The sequence below is a fragment of the Kribbella sp. NPDC050124 genome (assembly GCF_044460355.1).
Taxonomy (GTDB): Bacteria; Actinomycetota; Actinomycetes; order Propionibacteriales; family Kribbellaceae; genus Kribbella.
Map to the genome: position 1 here is coordinate 197,220 of NZ_JBITJU010000002.1, position 23,892 is coordinate 221,111.

21 protein-coding genes and 1 pseudogene are annotated in these 23,892 nt (G+C 68.6%); 12 read left to right on the forward strand and 10 right to left on the reverse strand.

What is annotated here, in order from left to right; all coding sequences use genetic code 11:
- Nucleotides 1–16: 16 nt before the first annotated feature.
- The gene (locus tag ACIBL3_RS07815) at nt 17–508 is read left to right on the forward strand and encodes a CinA family protein (protein WP_396352489.1); all 492 of its coding nucleotides are present in this window, start codon (nt 17–19) and stop codon (nt 506–508) included.
- A gap of 163 nt (nt 509–671) precedes the next feature.
- On the forward strand, nt 672–959 hold the full coding sequence (locus tag ACIBL3_RS07820) for a helix-turn-helix transcriptional regulator (RefSeq protein WP_360522379.1): 288 nt from the start codon (nt 672–674) through the stop codon (nt 957–959).
- A 68-nt stretch (nt 960–1,027) separates the two neighbouring features.
- Here ACIBL3_RS07820 and ACIBL3_RS07825 read toward each other — a convergent pair whose 3' ends face one another.
- Genes ACIBL3_RS07825 through ACIBL3_RS07835 form a run of 3 tightly spaced genes read right to left on the reverse strand, consistent with a single transcriptional unit; the run spans nt 1,028 to nt 6,988 of the window.
- Nucleotides 1,028–1,570 (reverse strand): DUF4262 domain-containing protein, encoded by a 543-nt coding sequence (locus ACIBL3_RS07825; protein WP_396352490.1) that lies wholly within the window; start codon nt 1,568–1,570, stop codon nt 1,028–1,030.
- A gap of 36 nt (nt 1,571–1,606) precedes the next feature.
- Entirely contained in the window at nt 1,607–2,395 is a 789-nt protein-coding gene (locus ACIBL3_RS07830) for an Fpg/Nei family DNA glycosylase (RefSeq protein WP_396352491.1), read from the reverse strand.
- Nucleotides 2,396–2,398: 3 nt separating this feature from the next.
- Nucleotides 2,399–6,988: an ATP-dependent helicase gene (locus ACIBL3_RS07835; protein WP_396352492.1), complete on the reverse strand. Its 4,590-nt coding sequence runs from the start codon at nt 6,986–6,988 to the stop codon at nt 2,399–2,401.
- A gap of 99 nt (nt 6,989–7,087) precedes the next feature.
- On the opposite strand from ACIBL3_RS07835, the gene ACIBL3_RS07840 reads away from it, so the two are divergent.
- Both ACIBL3_RS07840 and ACIBL3_RS07845 read left to right on the forward strand, forming a co-directional pair.
- On the forward strand, nt 7,088–8,275 hold the full coding sequence (locus ACIBL3_RS07840) for an LppM family (lipo)protein (RefSeq protein WP_396352493.1): 1,188 nt from the start codon (nt 7,088–7,090) through the stop codon (nt 8,273–8,275).
- A complete protein-coding gene (locus tag ACIBL3_RS07845) occupies nt 8,272–8,466 on the forward strand; it encodes a DUF3046 domain-containing protein (protein ID WP_360522364.1) in 195 nt (64 codons plus the stop codon). Before ACIBL3_RS07840 ends, ACIBL3_RS07845 begins: the two co-directional genes overlap by 4 nt.
- A gap of 34 nt (nt 8,467–8,500) precedes the next feature.
- Here ACIBL3_RS07845 and ACIBL3_RS07850 read toward each other — a convergent pair whose 3' ends face one another.
- From ACIBL3_RS07850 to ACIBL3_RS07860, 3 genes are all read right to left on the reverse strand, one after another.
- Nucleotides 8,501–10,618 (reverse strand): MMPL family transporter, encoded by a 2,118-nt coding sequence (locus tag ACIBL3_RS07850; RefSeq protein ID WP_396352494.1) that lies wholly within the window; start codon nt 10,616–10,618, stop codon nt 8,501–8,503.
- A gap of 145 nt (nt 10,619–10,763) precedes the next feature.
- Nucleotides 10,764–11,327, reverse strand: coding sequence for a GrpB family protein (locus ACIBL3_RS07855; RefSeq protein ID WP_396352495.1), 564 nt, complete (start codon nt 11,325–11,327; stop codon nt 10,764–10,766).
- Nucleotides 11,328–11,356: 29 nt separating this feature from the next.
- Complete coding sequence (locus tag ACIBL3_RS07860) at nt 11,357–12,148, reverse strand: hypothetical protein (RefSeq protein WP_396352496.1); 792 nt, start codon at nt 12,146–12,148, stop codon at nt 11,357–11,359.
- 248 nt (nt 12,149–12,396) lie between these two features.
- On the opposite strand from ACIBL3_RS07860, the gene recA reads away from it, so the two are divergent.
- The 4 genes from recA to ACIBL3_RS07880 all read left to right on the forward strand — a co-directional run bounded on the left by recA (nt 12,397) and on the right by ACIBL3_RS07880 (nt 16,193).
- Nucleotides 12,397–13,470, forward strand: coding sequence for a recombinase RecA (gene recA, locus ACIBL3_RS07865; RefSeq protein WP_396352497.1), 1,074 nt, complete (start codon nt 12,397–12,399; stop codon nt 13,468–13,470).
- 935 nt (nt 13,471–14,405) lie between these two features.
- A complete protein-coding gene (locus tag ACIBL3_RS07870; protein WP_396352498.1) occupies nt 14,406–14,618 on the forward strand; it encodes a hypothetical protein in 213 nt (70 codons plus the stop codon).
- Nucleotides 14,619–15,199: 581 nt separating this feature from the next.
- Nucleotides 15,200–15,721 carry a regulatory protein RecX gene (locus ACIBL3_RS07875; protein WP_396352499.1) on the forward strand — a complete coding sequence of 174 codons (522 nt, stop codon included), beginning with the start codon at nt 15,200–15,202 and terminating at the stop codon, nt 15,719–15,721.
- Between the two features lie 79 nt (nt 15,722–15,800).
- Entirely contained in the window at nt 15,801–16,193 is a 393-nt protein-coding gene (locus ACIBL3_RS07880; RefSeq protein ID WP_396352500.1) for an MmcQ/YjbR family DNA-binding protein, read from the forward strand.
- 163 nt (nt 16,194–16,356) lie between these two features.
- Here ACIBL3_RS07880 and ACIBL3_RS07885 read toward each other — a convergent pair whose 3' ends face one another.
- Together ACIBL3_RS07885 and ACIBL3_RS07890 are read right to left on the reverse strand one after the other, a co-directional pair.
- Nucleotides 16,357–17,013 carry a helix-turn-helix transcriptional regulator gene (locus tag ACIBL3_RS07885; RefSeq protein WP_396352865.1) on the reverse strand — a complete coding sequence of 219 codons (657 nt, stop codon included), beginning with the start codon at nt 17,011–17,013 and terminating at the stop codon, nt 16,357–16,359.
- 336 nt (nt 17,014–17,349) lie between these two features.
- A pseudogene (locus ACIBL3_RS07890) lies at nt 17,350–17,568 on the reverse strand (helix-turn-helix transcriptional regulator); the annotation flags it as partial.
- Between the two features lie 12 nt (nt 17,569–17,580).
- Here ACIBL3_RS07890 and ACIBL3_RS07895 point away from each other — a divergent pair.
- The 3 genes from ACIBL3_RS07895 to rny all read left to right on the forward strand — a co-directional run bounded on the left by ACIBL3_RS07895 (nt 17,581) and on the right by rny (nt 22,620).
- Nucleotides 17,581–19,863 carry an ATP-binding cassette domain-containing protein gene (locus ACIBL3_RS07895; protein ID WP_396352501.1) on the forward strand — a complete coding sequence of 761 codons (2,283 nt, stop codon included), beginning with the start codon at nt 17,581–17,583 and terminating at the stop codon, nt 19,861–19,863.
- 90 nt (nt 19,864–19,953) lie between these two features.
- Entirely contained in the window at nt 19,954–20,391 is a 438-nt protein-coding gene (locus ACIBL3_RS07900) for an Rv0909 family putative TA system antitoxin (RefSeq protein WP_396352502.1), read from the forward strand.
- Between the two features lie 564 nt (nt 20,392–20,955).
- Complete coding sequence (rny, locus tag ACIBL3_RS07905; RefSeq protein ID WP_396352503.1) at nt 20,956–22,620, forward strand: ribonuclease Y; 1,665 nt, start codon at nt 20,956–20,958, stop codon at nt 22,618–22,620.
- Here the strand turns inward: rny and ACIBL3_RS07910 are convergent, their stop codons facing one another.
- The gene (locus ACIBL3_RS07910) at nt 22,621–22,989 is read right to left on the reverse strand and encodes a nuclear transport factor 2 family protein (RefSeq protein ID WP_396352504.1); all 369 of its coding nucleotides are present in this window, start codon (nt 22,987–22,989) and stop codon (nt 22,621–22,623) included.
- A 78-nt stretch (nt 22,990–23,067) separates the two neighbouring features.
- On the opposite strand from ACIBL3_RS07910, the gene ACIBL3_RS07915 reads away from it, so the two are divergent.
- Nucleotides 23,068–23,559, forward strand: coding sequence for a GNAT family N-acetyltransferase (locus ACIBL3_RS07915; protein WP_396352505.1), 492 nt, complete (start codon nt 23,068–23,070; stop codon nt 23,557–23,559).
- Here the strand turns inward: ACIBL3_RS07915 and ACIBL3_RS07920 are convergent.
- Nucleotides 23,556–23,846: a DUF6458 family protein gene (locus ACIBL3_RS07920; protein WP_396352506.1), complete on the reverse strand. Its 291-nt coding sequence runs from the start codon at nt 23,844–23,846 to the stop codon at nt 23,556–23,558. The genes ACIBL3_RS07915 and ACIBL3_RS07920 overlap by 4 nt on opposite strands.
- Nucleotides 23,847–23,892 lie beyond the last annotated feature (46 nt).

Here is a 23,892-nt window from a genome sequence, read left to right on the forward strand (position 1 = left end):
TTTCGGAGGTGTGTGGGTGTCGGATGGGCTCGAGTCGGTTCTGGACCGCTTGGTTGGGCTGCTCAAAAGCCGCGGGGAGACTGTCGCCACGGCGGAGTCGCTGACTGGCGGGATGGTGGGTGCGGCGCTGACCGACATACCCGGTGTGTCGGCTGTGTACCGCGGTGGCGTGATCGTGTACGCCACTGACCTGAAGGCCAAGCTTGCGGGCGTTCCTGACGACCTCCTCGCCGCTGTCGGGCCAGTCCACCCGGACACAGCCGGAGCACTGGCTACGGGCGTGCGGGAGCGGCTGGGCGCGACCTACGGGCTCGCCACGACCGGTGTGGCCGGCCCGGACCCGCAGGCGGGGGTGGAGGCCGGCACTGTTTATGTCGCAGCCGCTGGACCAGACACGGTTGAAGTGCGCAAGCTAGAGCTGAGCGGGGATCGGACTGCCATCCGCAAGGGGAGTGTGCAAGCGGTTCTGGAACTGGCCGTGGCTGTGGTGGCGGAAGAACTCGACTGAACGGCGTGTTGAGACCAGCATGGGGACAGGTAGGGCAGACTGGCACGGCGCACCGAAGCTGGACATTGCGACGAGTAGTGACCCAGCAACGGGTACCGTTGGTTCCTACGGTCGAGCTACCGTGCGAGTAGAGACGACCGGACAGGCGGAAGGGAGAAACCTCATGGTGCTGGTTCGTGGCCTGCTGGGCGACGTCCTGCGGCGTAAGCGGCTGCGCCAAGGGCGCACCCTCCGCGAGGTATCCGCCGATGCCCGGGTGAGCCTGGGCTACCTGTCCGAGGTCGAGCGCGGCCAGAAGGAAGCCTCCAGCGAGCTGCTCGCGGCGATCTGCATGGCCCTCGACGTCCCGTTGTCGACCGTCTTCGCCGAGGTCAGCGAGGATTTGGCCCGTGAAGAGGCCCTGGTCCTGGCTCACCCGACCATCGAGCCCGAGGTCGCCTCCGCCGCCTGACCGAACAGCCCGACCCGGTGCGGGATGCCCGCGAGATTCCGGCTCAGTCTGGATGTGCTTGCGGGCCGTCATCGGTCCGCGTCCCCGCGTGGCGGCGTTGTCAGCGCGGCTTGGACAAGGCTGTTTCGGGCCGGCCAGAACAGCTGCAAGGCCGGAATGGGGCCTTCGCCGGGCCGGCGGAACATGGTGTTCGCCGTGAACAAGTGAGTTGCCGAGTCCGGAAAGCGGAGAAGCGCGGCCTGCTCCGGAGGCGGAAAGTACGCCGAGAGGTCGTCGCCCTCATCGAATTCCTCGCCGGTCTGCACGGCCCAGACCAGCGGCTTCAGACCGAAGTAGATCCAGGTCGGGTCTTGGTCGAAGACGATGATCTCCGGGTGCTCGTAGAGGCTGAGACCGAGCGTGTAGCCGAACGCGGGGTTGCGTACGCCGTCCCCCTCGACGAACTGCATGGTCCAGCCAAAGGTCTGAATGTTCCGCACCAGCTGGCGCGAGATCTCCTCGTCGGTCTGTCCGCCGCATGAGTCACACATGAGCCTCTCCTCTCGTTCGAACAGATGTTCGATGCATCGGAGAAGATATCCGTGTTCGGGCCGGTCACTGCGGTTGTCCACAGGCCATTTCCCGGGCGACCTGATCCTGGGCTCTGGTCAGGGACTCTCGGGTTGGCAGGTGGGGCACCAATAGCTGACTCTGTCGCGTGGGGGAGTGCCGATGGAGGCGGTCTCGATCTTCGTGCCGCAGCGGCGGCAGGCTTTGCCGGCACGCTCGAAGACCCAGCTGCGTTGGCCGGGGCGGTCGATGCCGGTGCTGACCTGGGTGCCGTTGCGGAGGTTGGCTTTCATCAGGCGGCGGCTCAGGTCGACCGCGGCGGCGACGTCGACTGATGCGACCGGGCGCCAGGGGTGGAGGCCGAGCAGAAAGCAGACCTCGGTCCGGTAGAAGTTCCCGATGCCCGCGAGCTTGCGCTGATCGAGCAAGGCCTCGCTGATCGTCCGCTCCGGCTCGGCCTGGACGTTGGCGATCGCCTGCTCGCGGTCGAACGCCGGCGACAGCAGATCCGGCCCAAGATGACCGACCACGCTCGCCTCGTCATCCGTCGCGACCAACTCAAGCACCGGCAGGCGATAACCGACGGCGATCCAGGACGACGTCTCCAGCACCGCGCGCACCTGGTGGTCCGGGCCGCCTCGCCAGCGCTCGCCGGGCCGGTACAGATGCCAGCTGCCGTCCATCCGGAAGTGGCTGTGCACGGTCACCCCACCCGACAACCGCATCAGCAGATGCTTGCCGCGCGCAATGACCTCGAGCACCGTACGCCCACTGAGGTCAGTCGTGGCCAAGGCGGGCACGCGGAAGTCCGTGCGGACCAGTTCCTGCCCGCGCAGAGCCTGGTCGAGCCGCTTGCAAGCCCGCCAGACGGTGTCGCCCTCAGGCATGGCTCAGGCTCGCAATCGCAATCCCCGCGGCGTCGCGTGGAAGCCCGCCTTCGCCAGCGCATCGCCGAACGCCGTATGCCGCACCTGCTCACCATCCGCCGTCTCGACGCTGAGTTTGCCGAGCTGCCCGTCCCTGATCGCCAGAGCGAGCGCATCGACCGCAGGCTGCAGCAGGTCCGGGTCTTCGGTGAAGCTGAGCACGGTCCGACCGCCGCGTTCGACGTACACGATCAGTTGTCCGTCGACCAGCATGACGAGCGCTCCGGCCTTCCGGCCTGGCCGATGCCCGCCGGCGTTCTCCCGCTCGGGCCACGGCAGCGCGGCGCCGTACGGGTTCGCCGGGTCGGAAGCCGCGAGTACGACGGCCCGCGCAGCTGGCTCCTCATCGCGCCGACCGCGAGCCGAACCAACAGACCCGGGCAACTCGGCCATTGCCCGCAACCGGTCAACCGCGCCAGGCAACGCGAACTGCGCCGCACCCAACCCAGCCACGAAGTATCCGCGTCGACAGCGTCCGGACTCCTCGAAAGCGCTCAGCACCTTGTAGACAGCCGCAAACCCACCGGGCGTCCGCTCGGTGATCACCGACCCTCGCGTGACGATCCCGTACCGGTCGAGCAGCGTCTCGGCGGCCGCGTGCGCTCGCCTGGTCGCGTCCGGATTCCGGGCCGGAAGCAACGACCAGCGCCCACCCGCCGTCGGTGGTCCGCTGCGCGCCGGCATCGCCGGTCGTCCCGGCCGCGGTAGGCGTCCGGGTCGAGCGCGAGGCGTCGTACGGCGAGCTCGATGAGTCCCACGGCCACCCCCGACGAGTGACCGAACTGGTGCGAGCGTGTCGTTCGTCAGCTGGCCCGCCCAGACCAGATCCCAAAGCACGCCGACCAAGGTCTCGTCGTCCACGACACCGGCGGCGGCTCCGACGACATCGCTCAGCTGACGGAAGAAGAACGCACCGCCGCCCGACAACGCGTCGAGCACAGCCTGATGTGTCTCACCGATCTCGAACGCCGGATCCGGATCGGGCAGCGTCAGGTCGCAGTTGTCGGCGAGATGCAGCGACACCCAGCCGTCCGTCCCCGGCAACGAACCCGAGCCCGCCCACACGACCTCACCAGTCGCGGTCAACTCGTCCAGCATCGACGGCTGATACCCGGGCACCCGCGACGGCAGCACGATCGACTCCAACGCCGACGCCGGCACCGCACAACCGGCCAATTGCTCGACCGCTCCGAGCAGCACGTCGTACCCGCGGCCGCGGCTGCTCGTGATGCCTTGCCAGGCCGGTAGGAAGCGCGCGAGCGCCGACGGATCGACAGGCTCGACCTCCTTGCGCAGCGCGGCCAGCGAACGGCGCCGCAGCAACCGGAGAACCTCGCTGTCGCACCACTCCAAAGCGATGCCGCCCGGCAAGAACTCGCCCTCGACGACCCGCCCAGCCGCACCCAACCGCCGCAGCGCATCCGTGACCACCGCCACGCCGATGCCCAGGTGCGTCGCGAGATCGACCGCACGGAAGGGCCCATGCGTCCGCGCGTAACGCGACACGAGATCCCCGAGCGGATCGGCGACCGGCTCGGCATGCGCTTCCGCGATTCCTGGCGGAAGAGGTACGCCGAGCGCGTCGCGAAGCCGCGCCACATCCTCGACGACAGCCCACCGACGCTCACCGGCGATCCGCACCCGGACTACTCGCCGAGCGGCCGCCAGCTCCGTCAACCACGACTCGGCATCGGCGTCGTCGACACACCGCTGGGACGCTTCGGACAACGACAGCGGGCCAATCATCCGTAGTACGTCGAACAAACCCTCGGCATCACGAGCGCGACGATCCTCGGCGAGCCGCTGCAGCTCGGCCTCGGTCCGCAGCACGACCTCGGCGTCGAGAAGCTCACGCAACTCCGTCCGGCCGAGCAGCTCCGCCAGCAGGCTCTGGTCCAGCGCAAGAGCGGCCGCCCGTTTCTCGGCGAGCGGTGTATCGCCCTCGTACATGAAGGCGCCGACATACCCGAACAGCAGCGACTTCGCGAAGGGCGAGGCCTCCGGCGTCTCGACCTCGACCACCGAGATCCGCCGCTCGCTGATGCCCGTCAGCAGATCCTTGAGCGCCGGCAGGTCGTAGACATCCTGCAGCACCTCGCGCAACGTCTCGAGCACGATCGGGAACGAACCGTACTTGCTGGCCACACTGAGCAGCTGCGCCGACCGCTGCCGCTGCTGCCACAACGGTGACCGCCGCCCCGGATTCCGCCGCGGCAGCAGCAACGCACGCGCCGCACACTCCCGGAACCGCGAGGCGAACAGCGCCGATCCACCGACCTCCGCGGTGATCAGGTCCTCGATCTCGGCCGGGTCGAACAGCACCAGCTCGGCACCCGGCGGCGCCTCGTCGGTCTCCGGCAGCCGCAGCACGATGCCGTCGTCACCCGACACCGACTGCGCGTCCATCCCGTACCGCTCGCGCAGCCGCGCCGCGATCGCCAGCGCCCACGGTCCGTGCACTTGGCCGCCGTACGGCGAGTGCACGCAGACTCGCCAGTCGCCGAGCTCGTCGCGGAACCTCTCGACCAGAACGGTCACGTCGTCCGGCACTCGGCTCGTCGCCTCACGTTGCTCAGCCAGGTACGACACCAGGTTGTTGGCCGCGAACTCGTCCAGTCCCGCGGCGCGTGCTCGCTCGACGGCCTTGGGTGCCGGCAGCGACGCCATCTTCCGCACGAAAGCACCCGTCGCGGCACCTAGCTCAGCCGGCCGCCCCACCGCGTCGCCCTTCCAGAACGGCAAGCGCCCCGGTTGACCGGGCGCAGGGGAGACGAGCACGCGGTCGTGGGTGATGTCCTCGATCCGCCAGCTCGACGCGCCCAGTGTGAAGACGTCGCCGACCCGCGACTCGTACACCATCTCCTCGTCCAGCTCACCGACGCGATGGTTCGTCGACTCGCCGACCAGGAAGACACCGAACAACCCGCGATCCGGGATCGTGCCGCCGCTCGTCACCGCAAGCCGCTGTGCACCCGGCCGCCCGGAGATCTCCCCGCTCACCCGGTCGAAGACGATCCGCGGCCGCAGCTCGGCGAACTCGTCCGACGGGTAGCGGCCCGACAGCATGTCGAGCACCCCGTCGTACGCCGACCGCGGCAGCGTCGCGAACGGCGCACAGCGTCGTACCAGCGCGAACAGTTCATCCACATCGACCGTGTCCAGCGCGACGATCGACACGATCTGCTGAGCGAGTACGTCGAGTGGGTTGGCCGGGATGTGGAGGCTCTCGATCAGCCCGTCGCGCATGCGCTGCACGACCACCGCCGTGTCGATCAGGTCGCCACGGAACTTGGGGAACAACACGCCACGCGACACAGCGCCGACTTGGTGACCGGCGCGGCCGACCCGCTGCAGGCCGCTGGCGACCGATGGTGGTGCCTCGACCTGTACGACGAGGTCGACGGCGCCCATGTCGATACCGAGCTCGAGGCTGCTCGTCGCGACCACGCACGGCAGTCGCCCGGACTTCAGGTCCGCCTCGATCAGCAGCCGCTGCTCCTTGCTAACCGAACCGTGGTGGGCCCGTGCGATCAAGGGCGGCGCCGCGAGCGATGCACCCGACTGTGCCATCAGCTGCGCCGGCGAACCTGCGTCCGGAAGCTCCAGCTCCGCGCGCTCGGCGGCGATCTCGTTCAGCCGGGCGGTGAGTCGTTCGGCCAGCCGGCGCGAGTTGGCGAAGACGATCGTGGACTTGTGCTGTGCGATGAGGTCGAAGACCTGCTCCTCCACATGCGGCCAGATCGACGCATGCTGCGGCGGACCGGCGGCCGATCCGGAGGTCTCGATCTCGGTGCTCGCCAGCTCGGCCATGTCCTCGACCGGAACGACGACACTCAGGTCCCACTGCTTGGTGAACTTCGGCTGCACCACGGTCACCGGCCGCTCGCCACCGAGGAAGCGCGCGACCTCCTCGACCGGCCTAACGGTCGCCGACAGCCCGATCCGCTGCGCCGGCTTGGGCAGCAAGGAGTCCAGCCGCTCCAGCGTGAGTGACAGGTGCGCCCCACGCTTGGTCCCCGCGACCGCGTGCACCTCGTCCACGATCACGGTCTCCACGCCGCGCAGCGCTTCGCGTCCCTGCGACGTCAGCAACAGGAAGAGCGACTCGGGAGTGGTGATCAGTACGTCGGACGGCCGGCTGGCGAACCGCCGTCGTTCACCGGCCGGGGTATCGCCCGACCTGACCGCGACCTCGACGTCGACCGGCGCCTCGCCGAGCCGCCGTGCGGTCTCGCGGATCCCGATCAGCGGCGCCCGCAGGTTGCGCTCCACGTCGACCGCGAGTGCCTTCAGCGGCGACACGTACAGCACCCGGCAGCGCAGCTTCGGATCGTCCGGCGCCGGCACAGAGGCCAGCCGGTCGAGTGCCCACAGGAAGGCGGCCAGCGTCTTGCCCGAACCCGTCGGGGCGACCACCAGCGCATCCCGGCCCGCGGTGATGGCGTCCCACGCCTCGAGCTGGGCCGGGGTGGCCGCCTCGAAGACGTCGCCGAACCACGCCCGGGTCGCGGGCGAGAACCGGCTCAACGCGCTGGTCTTCTTCACGCCGCCCATCTTGCCGGGTCCCTGGGACAGTTTCCGGTTTTCGGGCTCTGACCAGGCAGTTCACGTCCGGTGACGGCGTTGTCCCCTTCTTCTGGAATGATCGGCCGCATGATGAACCGCGTACGTGCAGCGCTCGTCGTCGTGGCCTGCCTGGTCGCGTTGACCGGGTGCGTGAAACTCGATGCCGACCTCAAGGTCAACTCGAACGAGACCGTCTCGGGCACCATGCAGATCGGGGTCGACAAGGACCTGCTGGAGTCCAGCGGCCAGTCGCTCGACAAGGTCCGCGGGCAGATCGAGAACGGGATCAAGGAGACCACCACCGACGGGGTCACCTGCAAGGCCTTCGAGGACGAGCGGTACGTCGGTTCCAACTGCACGTTCGAGAGCGTGCCCTTCGACAAGATGGGCAGTTCGAGCGGGGAAGGCGTCGGCTTCCGCAAGGAGGGCGACAAGGTCATCGTGACCGTGAAGGCGGACAACCTGGGCAACAACGTGCCGTCCGGCAGCCAGCCGACCGTGGACTTCAAGATCACCATGCCCGGCAAGATCCTCGAGCACGACGACGGCGCCAAGATCGACGGCCGCACTGCGACGTACGACAGCCTTGACAAGCTCGGCAGCGTGTCGCTCACCTCCGAGGCGGGCAGCAGCTTCCCGATGTGGGCGATCATCCTCATCGTCGTGCTCCTGTTGCTGGTTGTCGGCGCGGCTGTCTTCTTCGTGCTGCGCAGCCGCAAGGCCAAGGCGCAGCAGGGCTACGGGCAGTACGGGCAGTACCCGGGCCAGCCGCAGCAGGGCCAGTGGGGCCCCCAGTACGGCGGCCAGCCGGGGCAGTACCCGGGACAGCCGGGCTATGGCCAGCAGCAGGGCTACGCCCAGTCCGGTCCAGGCGGTCAGTACGGCGGCCAACCCGGCCCGTACGGCGGACAGCCGGGCCAAGGTCAGCCTGGTCAAGGCCAGCCGGGCCAGGGCGGTCAGCCGGGTCAGGCGCCGTACCCGGGACAGCCTGGTCAGCCGCAGTACCCTGGACAGCCTCAGCCGCAGCAGGGTCAGCCTGGGCAGGGCCAGTGGGGTCCGCAGGGGCAACCGCCTCAGCAGGGCGGCTGGGGACAGCAACCAGGCCAGCCGCCGCAGGGCTACGGTCAGCAGGGGCAACAGCCGCAGGGCGGTTGGGGCCCGCCGCAGCAAGGCCAACCGCCGGCTCAGGGGCAGCCTGGACCGCAGGACGGCTCGCAGGACGGCTCGCAGGGCGGTTGGGGACAGCCACCGAAGGACAACGACGGGCAGGCATGAGACTGACGGAGTTCTGGGCGCGGATGGACGAACATCTCGGTCCCGCCTATGCACGGACCTGGGCAGAGACCCAGGTCGTTCGGGAGCTCGGAGGCCGTACGGTCGTCGAGGCCCTGGCCGACGGTGAGCACGCCAAAACCGTCTGGCGGGCCGTCTGGGCCCACCTGCAGCTGCCACCGAGCGAGCGCTGACAGCCGGACCGGCTGTCAGCGCTGCGTGCCAGCCTCAGGTGCTCGTCAGCTCCGGTTCCGGCTCTGTCAAGTCGTCGCTCGGCTCCGGGTCGCGCTTCTTCGCCAGCTTGCTCGGCCACCACAGGTGCCGGCCGATGTCGAGGTTGAGCGCGGTCACCAGCACCGAGCGGACGACGATCGTGTCCAGCAGGACACCGAGCGCCACCGCGATGCCGATCTCCGCGAACGCCACCACCGGCAACGTGGCCAGCACCGCGAACGTCCCGGCCAGCACCAGTCCGGCCGAGGTGATCACGCCACCGGTCGCGGCGACGCCGATCAGCGCGCCGCGCCGGGTGCCGTGCGTCTTGGACTCCTCGTGGACCCGGGTCATCAGGAAGATGTTGTAGTCGATGCCCAGAGCAACCAAGAAGACGAAGACGAACAGTGGCAACGACACGTCCGCGCCGCCGAACCCGAGCACCTGGTCGAACACCAGCGCACTGATGCCGAGCGCCGCGCCGAAGGACAGCACCACAGTCGCCACGAGCAACACCGGTGCGAGCAACGACCGCAGCAAGAGCATGAGGATCAGCAGGACGACCGTCAGTACGACGGGGATGATCACCTTGTTGTCCCGGTCCGCGGCTCGCTGGGTGTCCAGCAAGATCGCTGTCCCGCCGCCGGCGAGCGCGTCTGCTCCCGGCACTGCGTGGACAGCCGCCCGGACTCGGTCCACGGTGTCCTTCGCGGCCTGCGTGTCGGCCGCGTCCGTCAACGTGCCTTCGAGGTAGGCCAGCCCGCCTGCCACTCGGGGCTCCGCAACCTCAGCAATACCTTCCGTCGACTCCATCGCCGTACGGACCTCTGTCGCACTCTCCGCGTTGCTCACCACGACGAGTGGATTGCCCGCGCCGGCCGGGAAGTGGGCGGCCAGGACCTTCTCGCCGACCACTGACTCCGGCGTACCGACGAAGGACTCCTCGTTGCTCAGACCGCCCGCGTCCAGGCGCAGCATGCCGAGTGAAGCGACGGCCAGTACGAGCGTGGTGGTGACCCACGTCAGACGCGGGCGTACGGCGATCCGTCGGCCGATGCGGCCCCACACACTCGTCTCGGTGTGGTCTGCAGAGCCGTACGTCGGCTTGAGCGGCCAGAACACCCAGCGACCGCAGATGACGAGTAGTGCGGGGAGCAAGGTCAGCATGGCGGCCAGAGCAACGACGATGCCGACCGCTGCGACCGGTCCGAGGCCGCGCGTCGAGTTCATCGAGGCAAGGAGCAGACAGAGCATGCCGGCCACGACAGTCGAACCAGAGGCGATGATTGCCGGTCCGCAACGGTGCAGCGCGAACGCCATCGCCTCGTGCCGGTCCTCGTGTCTCCTGAGTTCTTCGCGATATCGGGCCACCAGGAGGAGTGCATAGTCCGTCCCTGCGCCGAACACGAGCACTGTCAGGATGCCGGCGCTCTGCGCGTTGACGGTGAGGTCTGCCTCGGTTGCAAGGTAATAGACGACCGCCTGCGCGGCGAACAGGGCTGCTGCGGCCGAGAACAGTGGCAGCAGCCAGAGCACTGGGCTGCGGTACGTCAGCAGGAGGATGACGATCACTACGGCGGCAGCGGAGTACAGGAGCTTGCCGTCGATACCTGCGAACGCCTCCTGCGAGTCGGCAGCGAAGCCGCCAGGACCGGTCACGTGGAAGGACATGCCCTCGGGGCGGTCGGCTGCGACGCGCCTGAGGTCGTCTGCGCGTTCGCCGATCACCTCCCAGCCACCGGAGCCGGCGTTGATCGGTACGAGTACCTGCAGCGCCTTCCCGTCCTCCGATGGGATCGGTCCGACCACCTCACGGTCGACGTCGGGCAACTCCGCGAACTGCCTCACGTGCTGTGCGACCGCCTGCTGGTCCGCAGGGGTGATGCCGGACGACCGTTCGTAGACGAGCACTGCAGGGATCTCGTCGGGCGAGGAAAACTGCTCTGTCGCCTTGAGCACCTCGGTGGACTCGGCTTTGCCGGGCAGCCAGGAGACAGCGTCGTTCTCCTGCGCACCGGTCAGCTTGCCCGCTGGTCCGAACGACGCCGCGATGGCAACGATCCACAGCGCCAGGACGATCCATTTGGACACCTTGCCGCACGGCAACGCCGCCAGCCGTCCTACTCCGCCCACCAGAACCACGCCCCCTTGGAGGAGACGCCCGCCCGTACGTCGGACCGTCCACGACGCACCCCCGATCCAGCCTGCTGGCTGGACCGGACAGGGTCAACGACCACGCTGTAGTACTGCACTCACCCTGCGTCCCGGTGCCGGTCGGTCAGGGCGTCCAGCCCGTACGGGCGGCCCACTCCTCGGCAGGCAGATAGATCAGGTCGCAGACCGGGTCCTTGAGGTTGGCGTAGTCCGCGGTCGACTCGATCGGCAGTGCCGCGGCCCGTCGTTTGAATTCGCCGTACGCCGCCGCAGTCTCCGGATGGTTGCGCAGGTAGTCGCGGAACAGCAGTGCATAGCGTTGGTTGGCTCGCCCCGCGACCCGGACGTGCAGGTTCACCCGCCGGCGGTACATCGGCTCGACCAGTAGGCGCTTGACCCACTGCACGTCCTCGGCAGGCAGACCGGGCACCGGGTGGTCGCGTCTGGGCGGACGCAGCTCCCAGTCGGCCGCCACCATCCGCTCGACCACGTCGTCCAGCTCCGGCTCGGTCCCGACGGTCACCTGCATGTCGAGGACGTCCTTCGCAGCCAGCCCAGGCACGGAGGTCGACCCGATGTGGTCGATCCGCTGTGCCGCTTCCCCGAGCAGCTCGCTCACTGCGCGCGCAATCTTCTCGTACTGGGCCGGCCAGCTCTCGTCCGCCCTCACGATGACGATCCCAGTCATGCGGAGATCATCCCAGCCTTGCCCTGTGCTCAGACAGGCTTTGTCCGGAAGGCGCCGGTCATGAGCAGGTCAGCAGCCTCGTACGCCGCCTTGCGGATGCCCGTGCGTTCGTCGAAGAAGCCGCCGACCAATCCGACCGCAGGGAGCTTGCCGAGGAGTCTGGCGCCGAGACTGCCGCGCGGGCGCTCCTCGAACACCTCACCCAGCCCGCCGAACAGCTTGCTGATCCGCCAGACCAGCCTGACTCCCTTGCGCAGCCCAGCCTCCTCCGACTCGTCACCGAAGCCCAGTTGCTTGGCGACGTCCTGGCCGGCCGCGGTGGGGTCGTCGTACTTGAGCACGTCGTCCGGTGTGATCGGCCGGTCGGTGAGTACGCGTGCGATGACCGCCGTACGGTCGGCATGCGCCTCGACGCCGTACTCGCGGCAGACTGCGCCGATCACCATGGCCTGTACGGCGGCGCCGAGGGTGTCCTTGATCGGCAGGCGGTCGGCGGCGGCTCCGCTGATCCGGGGAAGACCCGCGACGACGGCGGCGAACCCGCCGAGCCGCTCCACCCACCAGTCGCAGCGCTCCGCCAGCGGCAGCGTCGGCCACTCGGTGTGCCCGGGGACCCTCATCTTCAGCAGCCGGTCGATCGCCAGGATCAGGCCCTTCTCGGCCAGGTTGGGCTGCTCCTGGGCGGAGTACTCGGTGAGGACGCTGCGGATGCCGAACGGGTCCTGGGTGCGGAGCGAGTCGAGCACCGAATCGATGCCGAACTCGACCCGGCTGAGCGCGAGAATGACGGCGGAGTCGGGGATGTCTGGACGGTCTGCCACGCCGCAAGGGTAGGGAGTCGGCGGTCCAGGACGGCTGCCGGGACAACTTCGGCGTGTCAGTTGCGATTCGAACACGTGTTCGGGATAGTTTGGTCTCCTGAAGGTGCGCTGGCGGCCGAGTTTGTCCACAGATTTCCGGTGGCGGCGAAAACTGTCCGACGTAACCCGTACCTTCTCTGGCGACAACGAAATCCTTCGGGCGGCTGGGACAGCGGCCCCGATACGTAGATGGGTCAGGTGGCGGTCACATGGCTGGTGCAACGAGTGCGGAACGCGCAGCGACGGATCGTGAGAAGGCGCTGGCGACCGCGCTGACGCAGATCGAGCGGCAGTGTGGCAAGGGCGCGGTGATGCGGCTGGGGGAGCAGGGCAAGGCTCCCATCGAGATCATCCCGACCGGGTCGATCGCGCTCGACATCGCGCTCGGCATCGGCGGCCTGCCGCGTGGCCGGGTGGTGGAGATCTACGGTCCGGAGTCCTCGGGTAAGACGACGGTCGCCCTGCATGCGGTGGCCAACGCCCAGCGGGCCGGCGGTATCGCCGCCTTCATCGACGCCGAGCACGCGCTCGACCCGGAGTACGCGCGGAAGCTGGGCGTCGACACCGACGCGCTGCTGGTCTCGCAGCCCGACTCCGGTGAGCAGGCGCTGGAGATCGCCGACATGCTGGTCCGCTCCGGCGCGATCGACATCGTCGTGATCGACTCGGTGGCCGCGCTGGTGCCGCGGGCCGAGATCGAGGGCGAGATGGGTGACAGCCACGTCGGTCTGCAGGCCCGGCTGATGAGCCAGGCGCTGCGGAAGATGACCGGCGCCGTCAACGGCACCGGTACGACGGCGATCTTCATCAACCAGCTGCGCGAGAAGATCGGCGTCATGTTCGGCTCGCCGGAGACCACGACCGGTGGCCGGGCGCTGAAGTTCTACGCGTCGGTGCGCCTGGACGTGCGCCGGATCGAGTCGCTCAAGGACGGCAGCGACGTGGTCGGCAACCGGACCCGGGTGAAGGTCGTGAAGAACAAGGTCGCCCCGCCGTTCAAGCAGGCCGAGTTCGACATCATCTACGGCCAGGGCATCAGCCGTGAGGGCAGCCTGCTGGACCTCGGTGTCGAGCAGGGCTTCGTCCGCAAGGCCGGCGCCTGGTTCACCTACGAGAGCGACCAGCTCGGCCAGGGCCGGGAGAACGCGCGGAACTTCCTGCGCGACAACCCCGACCTGGCCAACGAGCTGGAGAAGAAGATCAAGGAGAAGATGGGCATCGGCCCGACCCTGGACTCGCCGGCCGACGACGCCGCCGCGGCCGAGGTCGATGTCGACTTCTGATCGACCCACCGCGGGTGGCAGCGACTCTCGGCACTCCGCCGAAGACGCTGCCCCCGCGGCCCTGTCCCTACCGCACGCCGACCGCTTGGCCCTGGCCAGATCCCTCCTGGCCCAGGGCCCCGGCGCAACCCGCGACGGCAGCACGCAGGACCAGCGGCGACAGCGCAACACCCCCGTCGATCCACAGTCGGCGAGCGACGACGCCGTACCCAAAGCTCCATCGCCCTCGAACCGCCGCCGCCCCGTCGGCAGCATCAGGCGACGCCCTCGCACCAACGAGCCATGGGCGGAAGACGACATCCCAGACGAGCCGTCAGCGGAAGACGTCACCGCCGAAGAGCCCCAAGCGGCAAGCCGCGCGAGCCGAGCGGCCTCTACACCGACCGCTTCCGGGGAACTCCGCGGCCAGAGCGGCCGGCGCAAGAGAAGCAACAACCGCGCGCGCGTCGACCCAGGGAACGCGGCAGCCGACGCCGTACTCGACACCACGTCGTCCTCGACATCCCGCCGGCGTGGCCCTGCCCGCATCGGGCGGGCTGTGGACGCCGCCGATCCGTGGGCAGACGAGAATTCGCCGGAGGAGTCCGCGGGCTCGGGGCGTAACGGCCTCCGAGTAGGCAGGATTCGGCCGACCTCAGGCACCTCGGATCCGTGGGACGAGCTTGAAGACCTCCAGCCGACCGACTCAGACCGTGCTGGTCGCGGTGGTCGAGGTCGACGAGCTGCGGGGTCGGTAGATCCGTGGGCTGACGCGGCCGACAACACGGGCAAGTCGAGCAGCGACGGTCGTACAGGTGGGGCCGGACGGGCTGTGGGCTCGGTAGATCCCTGGGGTGATGGGGCCGACAACGCGGACGAGTCGAGTGGTGACCGTCGTACAGGCGGGGCCAAGCGGGCGGCCGCGCTGGTGGATCCGTGGGGAGACGATGCGGGCGATGAGTCGACTGCGTCAGCTCGTGGCGAGCGTCGTACCGGTGCTGGTCGGCGGGTTGCTGGGGCTGTGGATCCTTGGGGTGATCCGGCGGATGACGAGGCCGGGTCGGGTGGTGCTGGTAGCCGTACCGGCAGCAGAGGCGATGCGGAGGCCAACGAACGGTGGGCGGCCGCAAGGGCTTTCGGGGCTGACGAGGAGCCTGCCTCGGGTGTGAAGGGGAGCGGGCGAGTTCCCGCAGCGCCCGCCGATCCCTGGGCGGAGTCGGACGACGTACCTGTTGACCGTGTCCAGCGGTCGGGAGCTGGGGCTGGCTCGGGCGAGGTGCTTACGCCTGCACGCGAGGCTCCGGCGGATGAGCCGACTCAAATCGACGGTGGAGTTGCAGAACGCGCCGTTGTCAGAGCTCACGGGAAGGATGTCACCAGGGCCAGGGATGCGGCTCCCGACACCGCTGGAGCTGAGGCTCGCGGCAGTGCTGGGGATACGACTCGGACTCGTTCATCCAGCGACGGGGTTGGTGCTGGGCGGTCTCGGGGCGCTGGGCGTGGTGAGGCAGGCGACCGGGTTGGTGAGACGGGGAGCGGTGGTCGGACTGGCGGACGTCGTGACGCCAGCGAGGGTGGTCGGTCCGGCGGACATGGTGGGGCTGGCGGACGTGGTGATGCCAGCCCGCGTAGTGGGGTTGGCGGTGGCGGTGCGGGTGGGGAGCGGCGTGAGGTTCGGAAGCGGGGGTTTGGGGGATCTCGGCGAGGTCGGGGTGCGGCGGAGGGGCCGGAGGGGCCTGCGGATCCGGTGGTGGATGGGGAGTCGGATCCGTATGCGGTGGCTCGGACGATTTTGTTGGACAAGCTGACGGGGCAGCCGCGTACGCGGGCTGAGTTGGCGGGATTGCTTGCTGAGCGGGAGATTCCGGATGACGTGGCTGACGAGGTGCTCGATCGGTTCACTGATGTCGGGTTGATCGATGACGCGGCGTTTGCGAATGCTTGGGTTGAGTCTCGGCACCGGGGGCGTGGGCTGGGGAAGCGGGCGCTGGCGCAGGAGCTTCGCCGCCGGGGTGTGGATGATCAGTTGGCGCGTGATGCGCTTGATGAGCTGGATCCGGAGCAGGAGGAGGAGACGGCTCGGGCGCTGGTACGGCGGAAGCTCAAGTCCATGCGTTCGTTGGATCGGCAGGTGGCCATGCGTCGTCTTCTTGGCATGCTCGCCCGCAAGGGGTATCCGGGTGGCCTGGCCATGACCATCGTCAAAGAAGAACTCTCCGCCTCCCACGAGGAGCTGCCCCTCCTGGACCCCTCCGGCATCGAGCCCGACTGACCCCACCGCCCCTAGGCCGGTCCCCACACCATCAGACCGGCCCCGCAGGGCTGGAGTGGGGGGCGCGTAGGTTGGGGGCATGGCTGGCTTCGAGGATGTGGAGCGGGTGGTGGCGGGGTTGCCGGAGACTGTGGAGACGGCTCGGCATGGGAGTCGGACGTGGGCGGTCGCAGGGAAGGCGTACGCGTGGGAGCGGCCGTTCAGTAAGGCGGATTTGCGGCGGTTTGGGGATGAGACTCCGCCGGAGGGGCCGATTCTCGCGGTTCGGGTAGAGGATCTCGCTGAGAAGGAAGCGGTGCTTTCGGCGCGGGCGGGGGATGGGTTCTTCACGATTCCGCACTTCGACAATTACCCGGCGGTGTTGATCGAGCTCGACAAGGTGTCTGAGCCGGTCCTTCGGGAAGCGCTTCTTGATGGGTGGCTCGTGTTCGCGCCGCCCCAGCTCGCGAAGGAACACCTCGACGGGCAGTAGTTCCGGTCGACGCGCTCGAGGGGCCGCTCGGCTGGGGGCGGGTGTGATGGGACCGGTGCGGGTGTGATGGGACCGCTGCGGGTGTGATGGGACCGCTGCGGGCGAGATGGCCCACTGGTAGTAAGCCGGTGGCGAGGGCAGGTCTGGGCGGGCGATAGGCCGGCTAGGTGACTGCTGCGTTGGTGGCGTCGAGGAGGCGGTGGGCGAAGGTGCGGTAGGCGGGGGTGAAGGGGGAGGTCGGGGGGAGGTGGAAGTCTGCGTCCAGGAAGGCGAGGGGCTGGAGGAGCCATTGCCAGGTGTCGAGGGTGATGGTGACGGAGGTGCGGTTTGCGTCCAGGGGGTGGATTTCGGCGTCTTGGTATTTGAAGGCGTCCAGCACGGGGTCGATGGGGGCGTCGATGGTGAGAGTGAGCTTCTGCTTGGACTTGTTGAGGCCCTGGCGGAGGTAGGCGGTGGCGGAGTCGGCGGGTAGTGGGCGCGGGGTGTAGCGGGTGTTGGTACGGCGCTCGTCGGTGATGCGATCGAGCCGGAACACTCGCCAGTCGTCGCGATCGAGGTCGAAGGCGAGCAGGTACCAGCGCAGCATGTAGTGGAGCTGGCGGTAGGGCTCGACTCTGCGGATCGCCTGTCCGCCGCGGGCGTTGACGTATGCGAACGAGATCGTCTCCTCGGCAGTGATGGCTTCGGCGATAGTGCCGAGTTGGTCCGCGGTGACTGCCGGCGCCGGTTGGGGGCTGGTCTCGAGGCTGGAGCGGACGGAGACGACCTGGCCGCGGAGGTGGGCGGGGAGAAACTGGTCGACCTTGCCGTAGGCACGCAACGCCGCATCGTCGATTCCCCGCTCACCTGAAGGCGAACCACCCGAAGAACCACCTGAAGAAGAACCGGCCGCAGGAGAACCGGCTGGCGGGGCGGCTGCAAGAGGACCGGGTGGGGGTGGGCTGGCTGCAGGAGAACCGGGTGCAGGAGAACCGGGTGGGGGTGGGCCGGGTGAAGAGGAACCGGGTGAGGGTGGGGCGGCTGGAGGTCGAGTGGTTGGGGAGGGGCCGGCTGCGGCGAGGGCGGCTAGGGCTAGGAGGGTTGCGACGGCTTCGTCGTCGTCGAGGACGAGGGGTGGCATCGTGCGGCCGGCGGCGAGGCGGTAGTAGCCGCCGGGGCCGGGTTGGGTTTCGACGGGGTAGCCGTAGCTGCGGAGGCGGTCGACGTCTCGTCGCAGCGTTCGCGGGCTGACAGTCAAGCGCCGAGTCAACTCGTCCCCGCTGAACGACCGCCCGGACTGCAACGTCGACAACAGGGCCAGCATGCGCGCGGTCACGTCTGCCATGCCGACCATGGTGGCACCAATTGCGGCCAGAATCCGGCCACATCTGCGCATAATGTCGTACCCATGGCTGACCGGAACATCACCATTCGCCAAGCCCGGACCAACAACCTCGATGGACTCAATCTCGTCGTACCGCGTAATCAATTGGTCGTGTTCGTCGGCAGATCGGGGTCGGGGAAGTCGTCGCTGGTGTTCGACACGATCGCCGCCGAAGCGGGCTTTCAGCTGAACGAGACGTTCCCGCCGTTCGCGCGCAACCGGCTGCCGAAGTGGGCCCGCCCGGAGGTCGAGCACATCGACGGGCTGACCCCGGTGATCGTGATCGACCAGCGGCGGATCGGCGGCAACGCGCGGTCGACGGTCGGCACGATCACCGACGCGTGGACGTACCTGCGGCTGTTGTTCTCCCGCCTGAGTGAGCCACACGTCGGGGAGTCGAACCGGTTCTCGTTCAACGACCCGACCGGCATGTGCCCGACCTGCCACGGTCTCGGCGAGGTCGTGGTCAGCGCCGTCGAACGCTTCCTGGACCTCGACAAGTCACTCGCCGGCGGCGCCATCCGGCTGCCCGGCTTCGGCAACGGCGGCTACTGGTACACCCAGTACGCCGACATCGGCACGTTCGACGTGGACACTCCACTGCGGGACTGGACCGCTTCGGAACTCGAAGCACTCCTGTACGGCGGCCAGGCCGCGGCCGACCTGGGACACAAGCCACCCAAGGACTACGAGGGCGTGGTCGAGCGGTTCGAACGCATCTACCTGCGCACCGCTGACAACCTGTCCGAGCGCAAGCAGGACGCGATTCGCAAGTTCACGAAGTCCGGGACCTGCCCGGACTGCGCGGGCGATCGCCTCAACGAGGCCGCGCGTACGGCGACGGTCGACGGCAACACCATCGGCCAACTCGCCCGACTGGAGATCACCGAGCTGCTCGACGTCGTACGGCAGATCGACACAAGGATCGTCGGACCGGTGGTGGCAGCGTTGACGGCGCGGTTGGAGGCGATGGTCACCATCGGCCTCGGGTACCTGGCCCTGTCGCGGGCGACGACCACGTTGTCCGGCGGCGAGTCGCAGCGGATCAAGACGGTCAAGCACCTCGGGTCGAGCCTGACCGAGATGACGTACGTCGTCGACGAGCCGACCGTCGGCCTGCATCCGACTGACGTCGACTCGATGGTCAAGTTGCTCGAGCAACTGCGCGACAGTGGGAACACCGTGCTAGTGGTGGAGCACGACCCGGCGGTGATGCGCCATGCGGATCAGGTCGTCGAGGTGGGGCCGGGTGCGGGAGCCGAGGGTGGGCGGCTCGTGTTCCAGGGGGCGTTCGCCGAGCTCGGCGGATCCGGCACACCGACCGGGAAAGCGTTGGCCCGCCAACGCGCGATGAAGGTGACGAATCGCCGGGAGAACGGGAAGCTGACCGTGACAGATGCCGAGCGCAACAACCTGCAGAAGGTGACCGTGGGCTTCCCGACCGGGGTGATGACCGTGCTGACCGGTGTCGCGGGTTCGGGGAAGTCGAGCCTGGCGCAGGAACTGGTCGAGCAGCAGCAGGCGATTGTCATCGACCAGAAGCCGGTCAGTGCCAACCGCCGCTCGACACCGATCACGTACACCGGTATCGCGCCGGCGATCCGGAGGCTGTTTGCCCGCCTCAACCAGGTGCCCGCCGCGTTGTTCAGCGCCAACTCCGACGGCGCGTGCCCGGAGTGCAAGGGGCTCGGCGTGTTCTACACCGACCTCGCGTTCATGGAAGGTCAGGAGGTGGTCTGCGAGACCTGCCAGGGACGGCGGTTCACGCCGGAGGTCCTCGCGCACACGGTGAACGGGCACTCGATCGCTGACGTGGAGGAGCTGACGATCGACGAGACGATCACGGAGCTGCCGGATGCACGGATCTCGCGGGCGCTGCAGCAACTCGCCGCCGTCGGGCTCGGGTACCTGCGGCTGGGGCAGTCGCTGAACACGCTGTCGGGTGGCGAGTGCCAGCGCGTAAAGATCGCCAAGGAACTACGGGAGGCCGGCGAGCCCACGACGTACGTGCTCGACGAGCCCACGACGGGCCTGCATCTGGATGACATCGACACGCTGCTCGAGGTGCTGGACAGCCTGGTCGAGCATGGTCACACCGTGGTCGTCGTCGAGCACAATCTGGACGTGATTCGGCAGGCCGACTGGTTGATCGACCTGGGTCCGGGGCCGGGCCGGCACGGCGGCACGGTCCTGTTCGAAGGGCGACCTGCCGACTACGGCGGCCACTCGACACCGACCAGCCTGGCGCTGGCTGGCGCTGGCCGGGCGACCGCCGTACGGCGAGGGGCGTTGACGGGTCGGGTGTGACGGTGTGTTATCCGAAGTAGGACCGGTGTTTGGACTGGTCCGTAGGCTGGGATTTTCGGTCGATCCGCCCCTGACACCGCGGAGGGTGCAATGAACGATTTCCAGGAACAGGCCAAGAACTGGCTCCGGAACGTCGTCAAGCAGAACCCGGACAAGATCAAGACCGGCGTGGAGAAGGCCGGCGACCTGATCGACAAGCAGACCGGCGGGAAGTACGCGGACAAGGTCGACACCGTCCAGCAGAAGGTCGGCGGCTACGTCGACTCCCAGTCGGGCGACACCCCCGCGAGCCCGCCCGCCGAGACGCCGGAGGGCCGGGCCGCCGAGTCGGCTCCTGACGACGGCGCGCCGCAGGCGGCGAGCCAGGGGAGTACGTCGGCCGAGAGTGAGGCGACCGGAGTCGTCGGTGGTGAGGCGCCGGACCCGTCGTCCGAGCCGGCGAGCTCAGCCGGCTCCCGCCCGGAGGGCTCCCAGACCGGCAGCACCGTGACCGGCGAGGAAGAAGGCCTCCCGGGCCCACGCCCGTAGGCCGGCGGCATACCCGAAGGCCCACCACGAGACAGCCAAGCTACGCGTAGTACTTGAGCGGTTCGGTTCTGGAGTGGACCAGTGATTACAGTGGTCTGCTGGTGCGACCGGGTCGCAGGGTGACGGAGGACGTTGGGTCCGGTGCCTGGTGTGACCGGTCTGGTGGGGTGGGAGTGTCCGTCTTGACCGGGTGATGGGGCACGCCTAGCCTCGGAATCAGTAAGGGATCACTCCACCTGACGGTGGCGGCTATAGCACCGGCAGGGCGGTTGATCACCGGCCGACCGGCCGGAGAGAAGACACGACACCACGCTCGACCGAGCTGAAGACTGACGACGGCGACTCGCATCGCCGGCGGATAGACGGCACCGCGGCAAGCACCGAACCTGGGTGACGCACACCCATCGGCCGCCCGGCGGTACCGCCGTAACGGAACGGACAGGCGCACCGCCGTACGCCGGCGGTGCGGTCAGCCGTACCGTCAGTCGCCGTACATGTGGCGAATCCCTTCGACCGAGGCCACAGTCCCGCCTGGTGCGTGACTCGAAACGAGGGGAGACGCCGATGACGGCTACGTCGATCGGACTGTCCCTGATCGGACTGCTGATCGCCGGCCTGCTGGCCTGGATCGGCGTCACCCTCTCCCGCCGGAAGGCCGCCGAAGGGTCGGCCGCCGTCGAGCTGGAGGCCGCGAACATCACCGCCGCCGCGAAGTCCGCGGCCGAGCTGGTGCGCCGTCAGGCCGAGGAAGAGGCCGCCGTCCTGCGGGTCCGGGCCGAGGCGGCGGAGCAGCGCGCCGAGGAGATCCGGCGCGCCGCGGAGGACCGGGCGTCCGAGGTACGGCGGGAGACCGAGCAGCGATCGTCCGACGTACGGCGGGAAGCCGAGTCGGAAGCGCAGTCGATCCGGGACGACCTGCGTGAGCAGCGCCTCGAGATGGAGCGCCGGGAGCACCGGCTGACCGAGCGGGAGGAGCGCCTCGACGAGCAGCACCGCTCGATCGAAGAACGCCAGACCGAGCTGACCGCGCAGCTGGCCGAGCTGGACCGCCACAAGGCCGAGATCCGGGACCTGGAGGACGAGCGCCGCCGGATCCTGGAGGGGGTCGCCAACCTGACCATCGAGCAGGCGAAGACCGAGCTGGTCGCGTCCATCGAGGCGGAGGCGAAGCGGCACGCGCACACGATCATCCGCGACATCGAGCGGCAGGCGCTGGACGAGGGCGAGACGAAGGCCCGCAAGATCATCACCGGCGCGGTGCAGCGGCTCGCGTCGGAGCAGACCAGCGAGTCGGTCGTGTCGGTCGTACACCTGCCGAGCGACGACATGAAGGGCCGGATCATCGGCCGTGAGGGCCGCAACATCCGGTCGTTCGAGCAGACCACGGGCGTCAACCTGATCATCGACGACACCCCCGAGGCGGTGCTGCTGTCCTGCTTCGACCCGGTACGGCGGGAGACCGCCCGGCTGACCCTGGACTCGCTGGTCCTCGACGGCCGGATCCACCCGAGCCGGATCGAGGAGATCTACGAACGCAGCAAGGGCGAGGTCGCCGAGCTGTGTGAGCGGGCCGCCGAGGACGCGATGGCCGAGGTCGGCATCACCGACCTGCACCCGGAGCTGGCCCGGACCATGGGTCTGCTGCGCTACCGGACGTCGTACGGGCAGAACGTGCTCAAACACCTGATCGAGTCGGCGCACATCGCCGGCATGATGGCCGCCGAGCTCGGGCTGGACCCGAAGCTGTGCAAGCGCGGCGCGTTCCTGCACGACATCGGCAAGGCGTTGACGCACGAGTCCGAGGGCAGTCACGCGATCGTGGGCGCCGAGCTGGCCCGCAAGTACGGCGAGAACGACGACGTCGTGCACTGCATCGAGGCGCACCACAACGAGGTCGAGGTGCGGACCGTCGAGGCGGTGCTGACCCAGGCGGCGGACGCGGTCAGCGGTGGCCGGCCGGGTGCGCGGCGGGAGTCGCTGGAGGCGTACGTGCAGCGGCTCGAGCGGCTGGAGGAGATCGCGATGCACCACGACGGTGTCGAGAAGGTGTTCGCGATGCAGGCCGGCCGGGAGATCCGGGTGATGGTGCTGCCGGACGCGGTCGACGACATCGGCGCGCAGGTGATGGCGCGCGACATCGCCAAGCAGGTCGAGGAGGAGCTGACCTACCCCGGCCAGATCCGGGTCACGGTCGTCCGCGAGTCCCGCGCCACCGAGGTCGCCAAGTAGTCACGCGTACTTCGCCCGCCACGCCGGCGGTTCGAACGGCGCGCCGTAGATCCGGGTCTCGCGTGCGATCCGCCCGTCCCGGAACTCGACGACGTTCGCGACGTAATAGATGTCGCCGCTGTAGTCCGAGCGCCCGAGCACGACGAAATGGTCGCCTTCGCCGGTGATCCGCAGGATCGTGATCGACGGCGGATTCGGGTACTCCTGCTGCATCGCCCGCATCTTGTCCCGGCCGACGATCCGTTCGCCGGACTGCGGCATCTCCAGCACGTAGTCCTCGGCGCGCATCTCGTGCTCGGCCTCGGCAGACAACGACAGCTGTCCTTCCGCCGCCCACAGTCGCTCCAGCAACTCGCGATTCCTGTCCATGGCTTCACCGTCCCCGCGACCCTTCAGGCAGTCTTAAATGCGGGTGCGAGCGGTGGCAACCCGCCGTACGGTCGGACGATGGACATCAGGCCCGCAACCCAAGCCGACGTCGACGGACTCATCGCCCCTGCCGCACCGGCCGCCCAGCATCACCTGCGCGAACGGTGGGCCACGCAGCAGCGCGGTGACGGCCTGTTCCTGCTCGCCCACCGCGACGGCGAGGTCGTCGGCCACACGATGCTGTTCCGGGCCTCGAAGTACGACGAAGTCCGGGACGCTCACGACGTCGCCGAGATCAACGCCCTGCACGCCTACGTCCAGGGGCAGGGCATCGGTACGGCGATCATCCGCGCCGCCGAGGTGATCGCGGCCGAGGAGTGGTCCCGCCCGGCGATCGGCCTGGCGGTCGGCGCAGACAACCCCGGCGCCCGCAGGCTGTACGAACGCCTCGGCTACCAACTGTGGGAGGGCGATCCGGTGATCGACCGGTGGACCGAGCAAGATGCCGACGGCAACGTCGTACGGGCGCATGCGGATCGCTGCGACTATCTGCTGAAGCCGCTGGGCTAATTCTCGCGCTCCTCGCGCAGGTGGCTCGGGGTCACGTCGATCGGCCGGGTGGCGACCTGCTCCGGCGGGTCGGTGTTGTACTGCTTCTCGACCTCCGGGTCGATCACGGTGAAATCGTCGCGCTTGTGCGGGTTGGCCAGCCGGTACGAGACCCAGATGCCGGCCACACCGGCGAGCATGATGATGATCCCCAGGGCGGTGAGGTTCAGAGTGTCGGACGTGTCACGAACGGCGAACGCGATGATCGCGCCGAGGGCGATCAGCGCGATTCCGGCTCCGATCCTCATGACCGACTCCTTCCTGAACTCCGAGGGTTGTCACTTGCAGTAACTG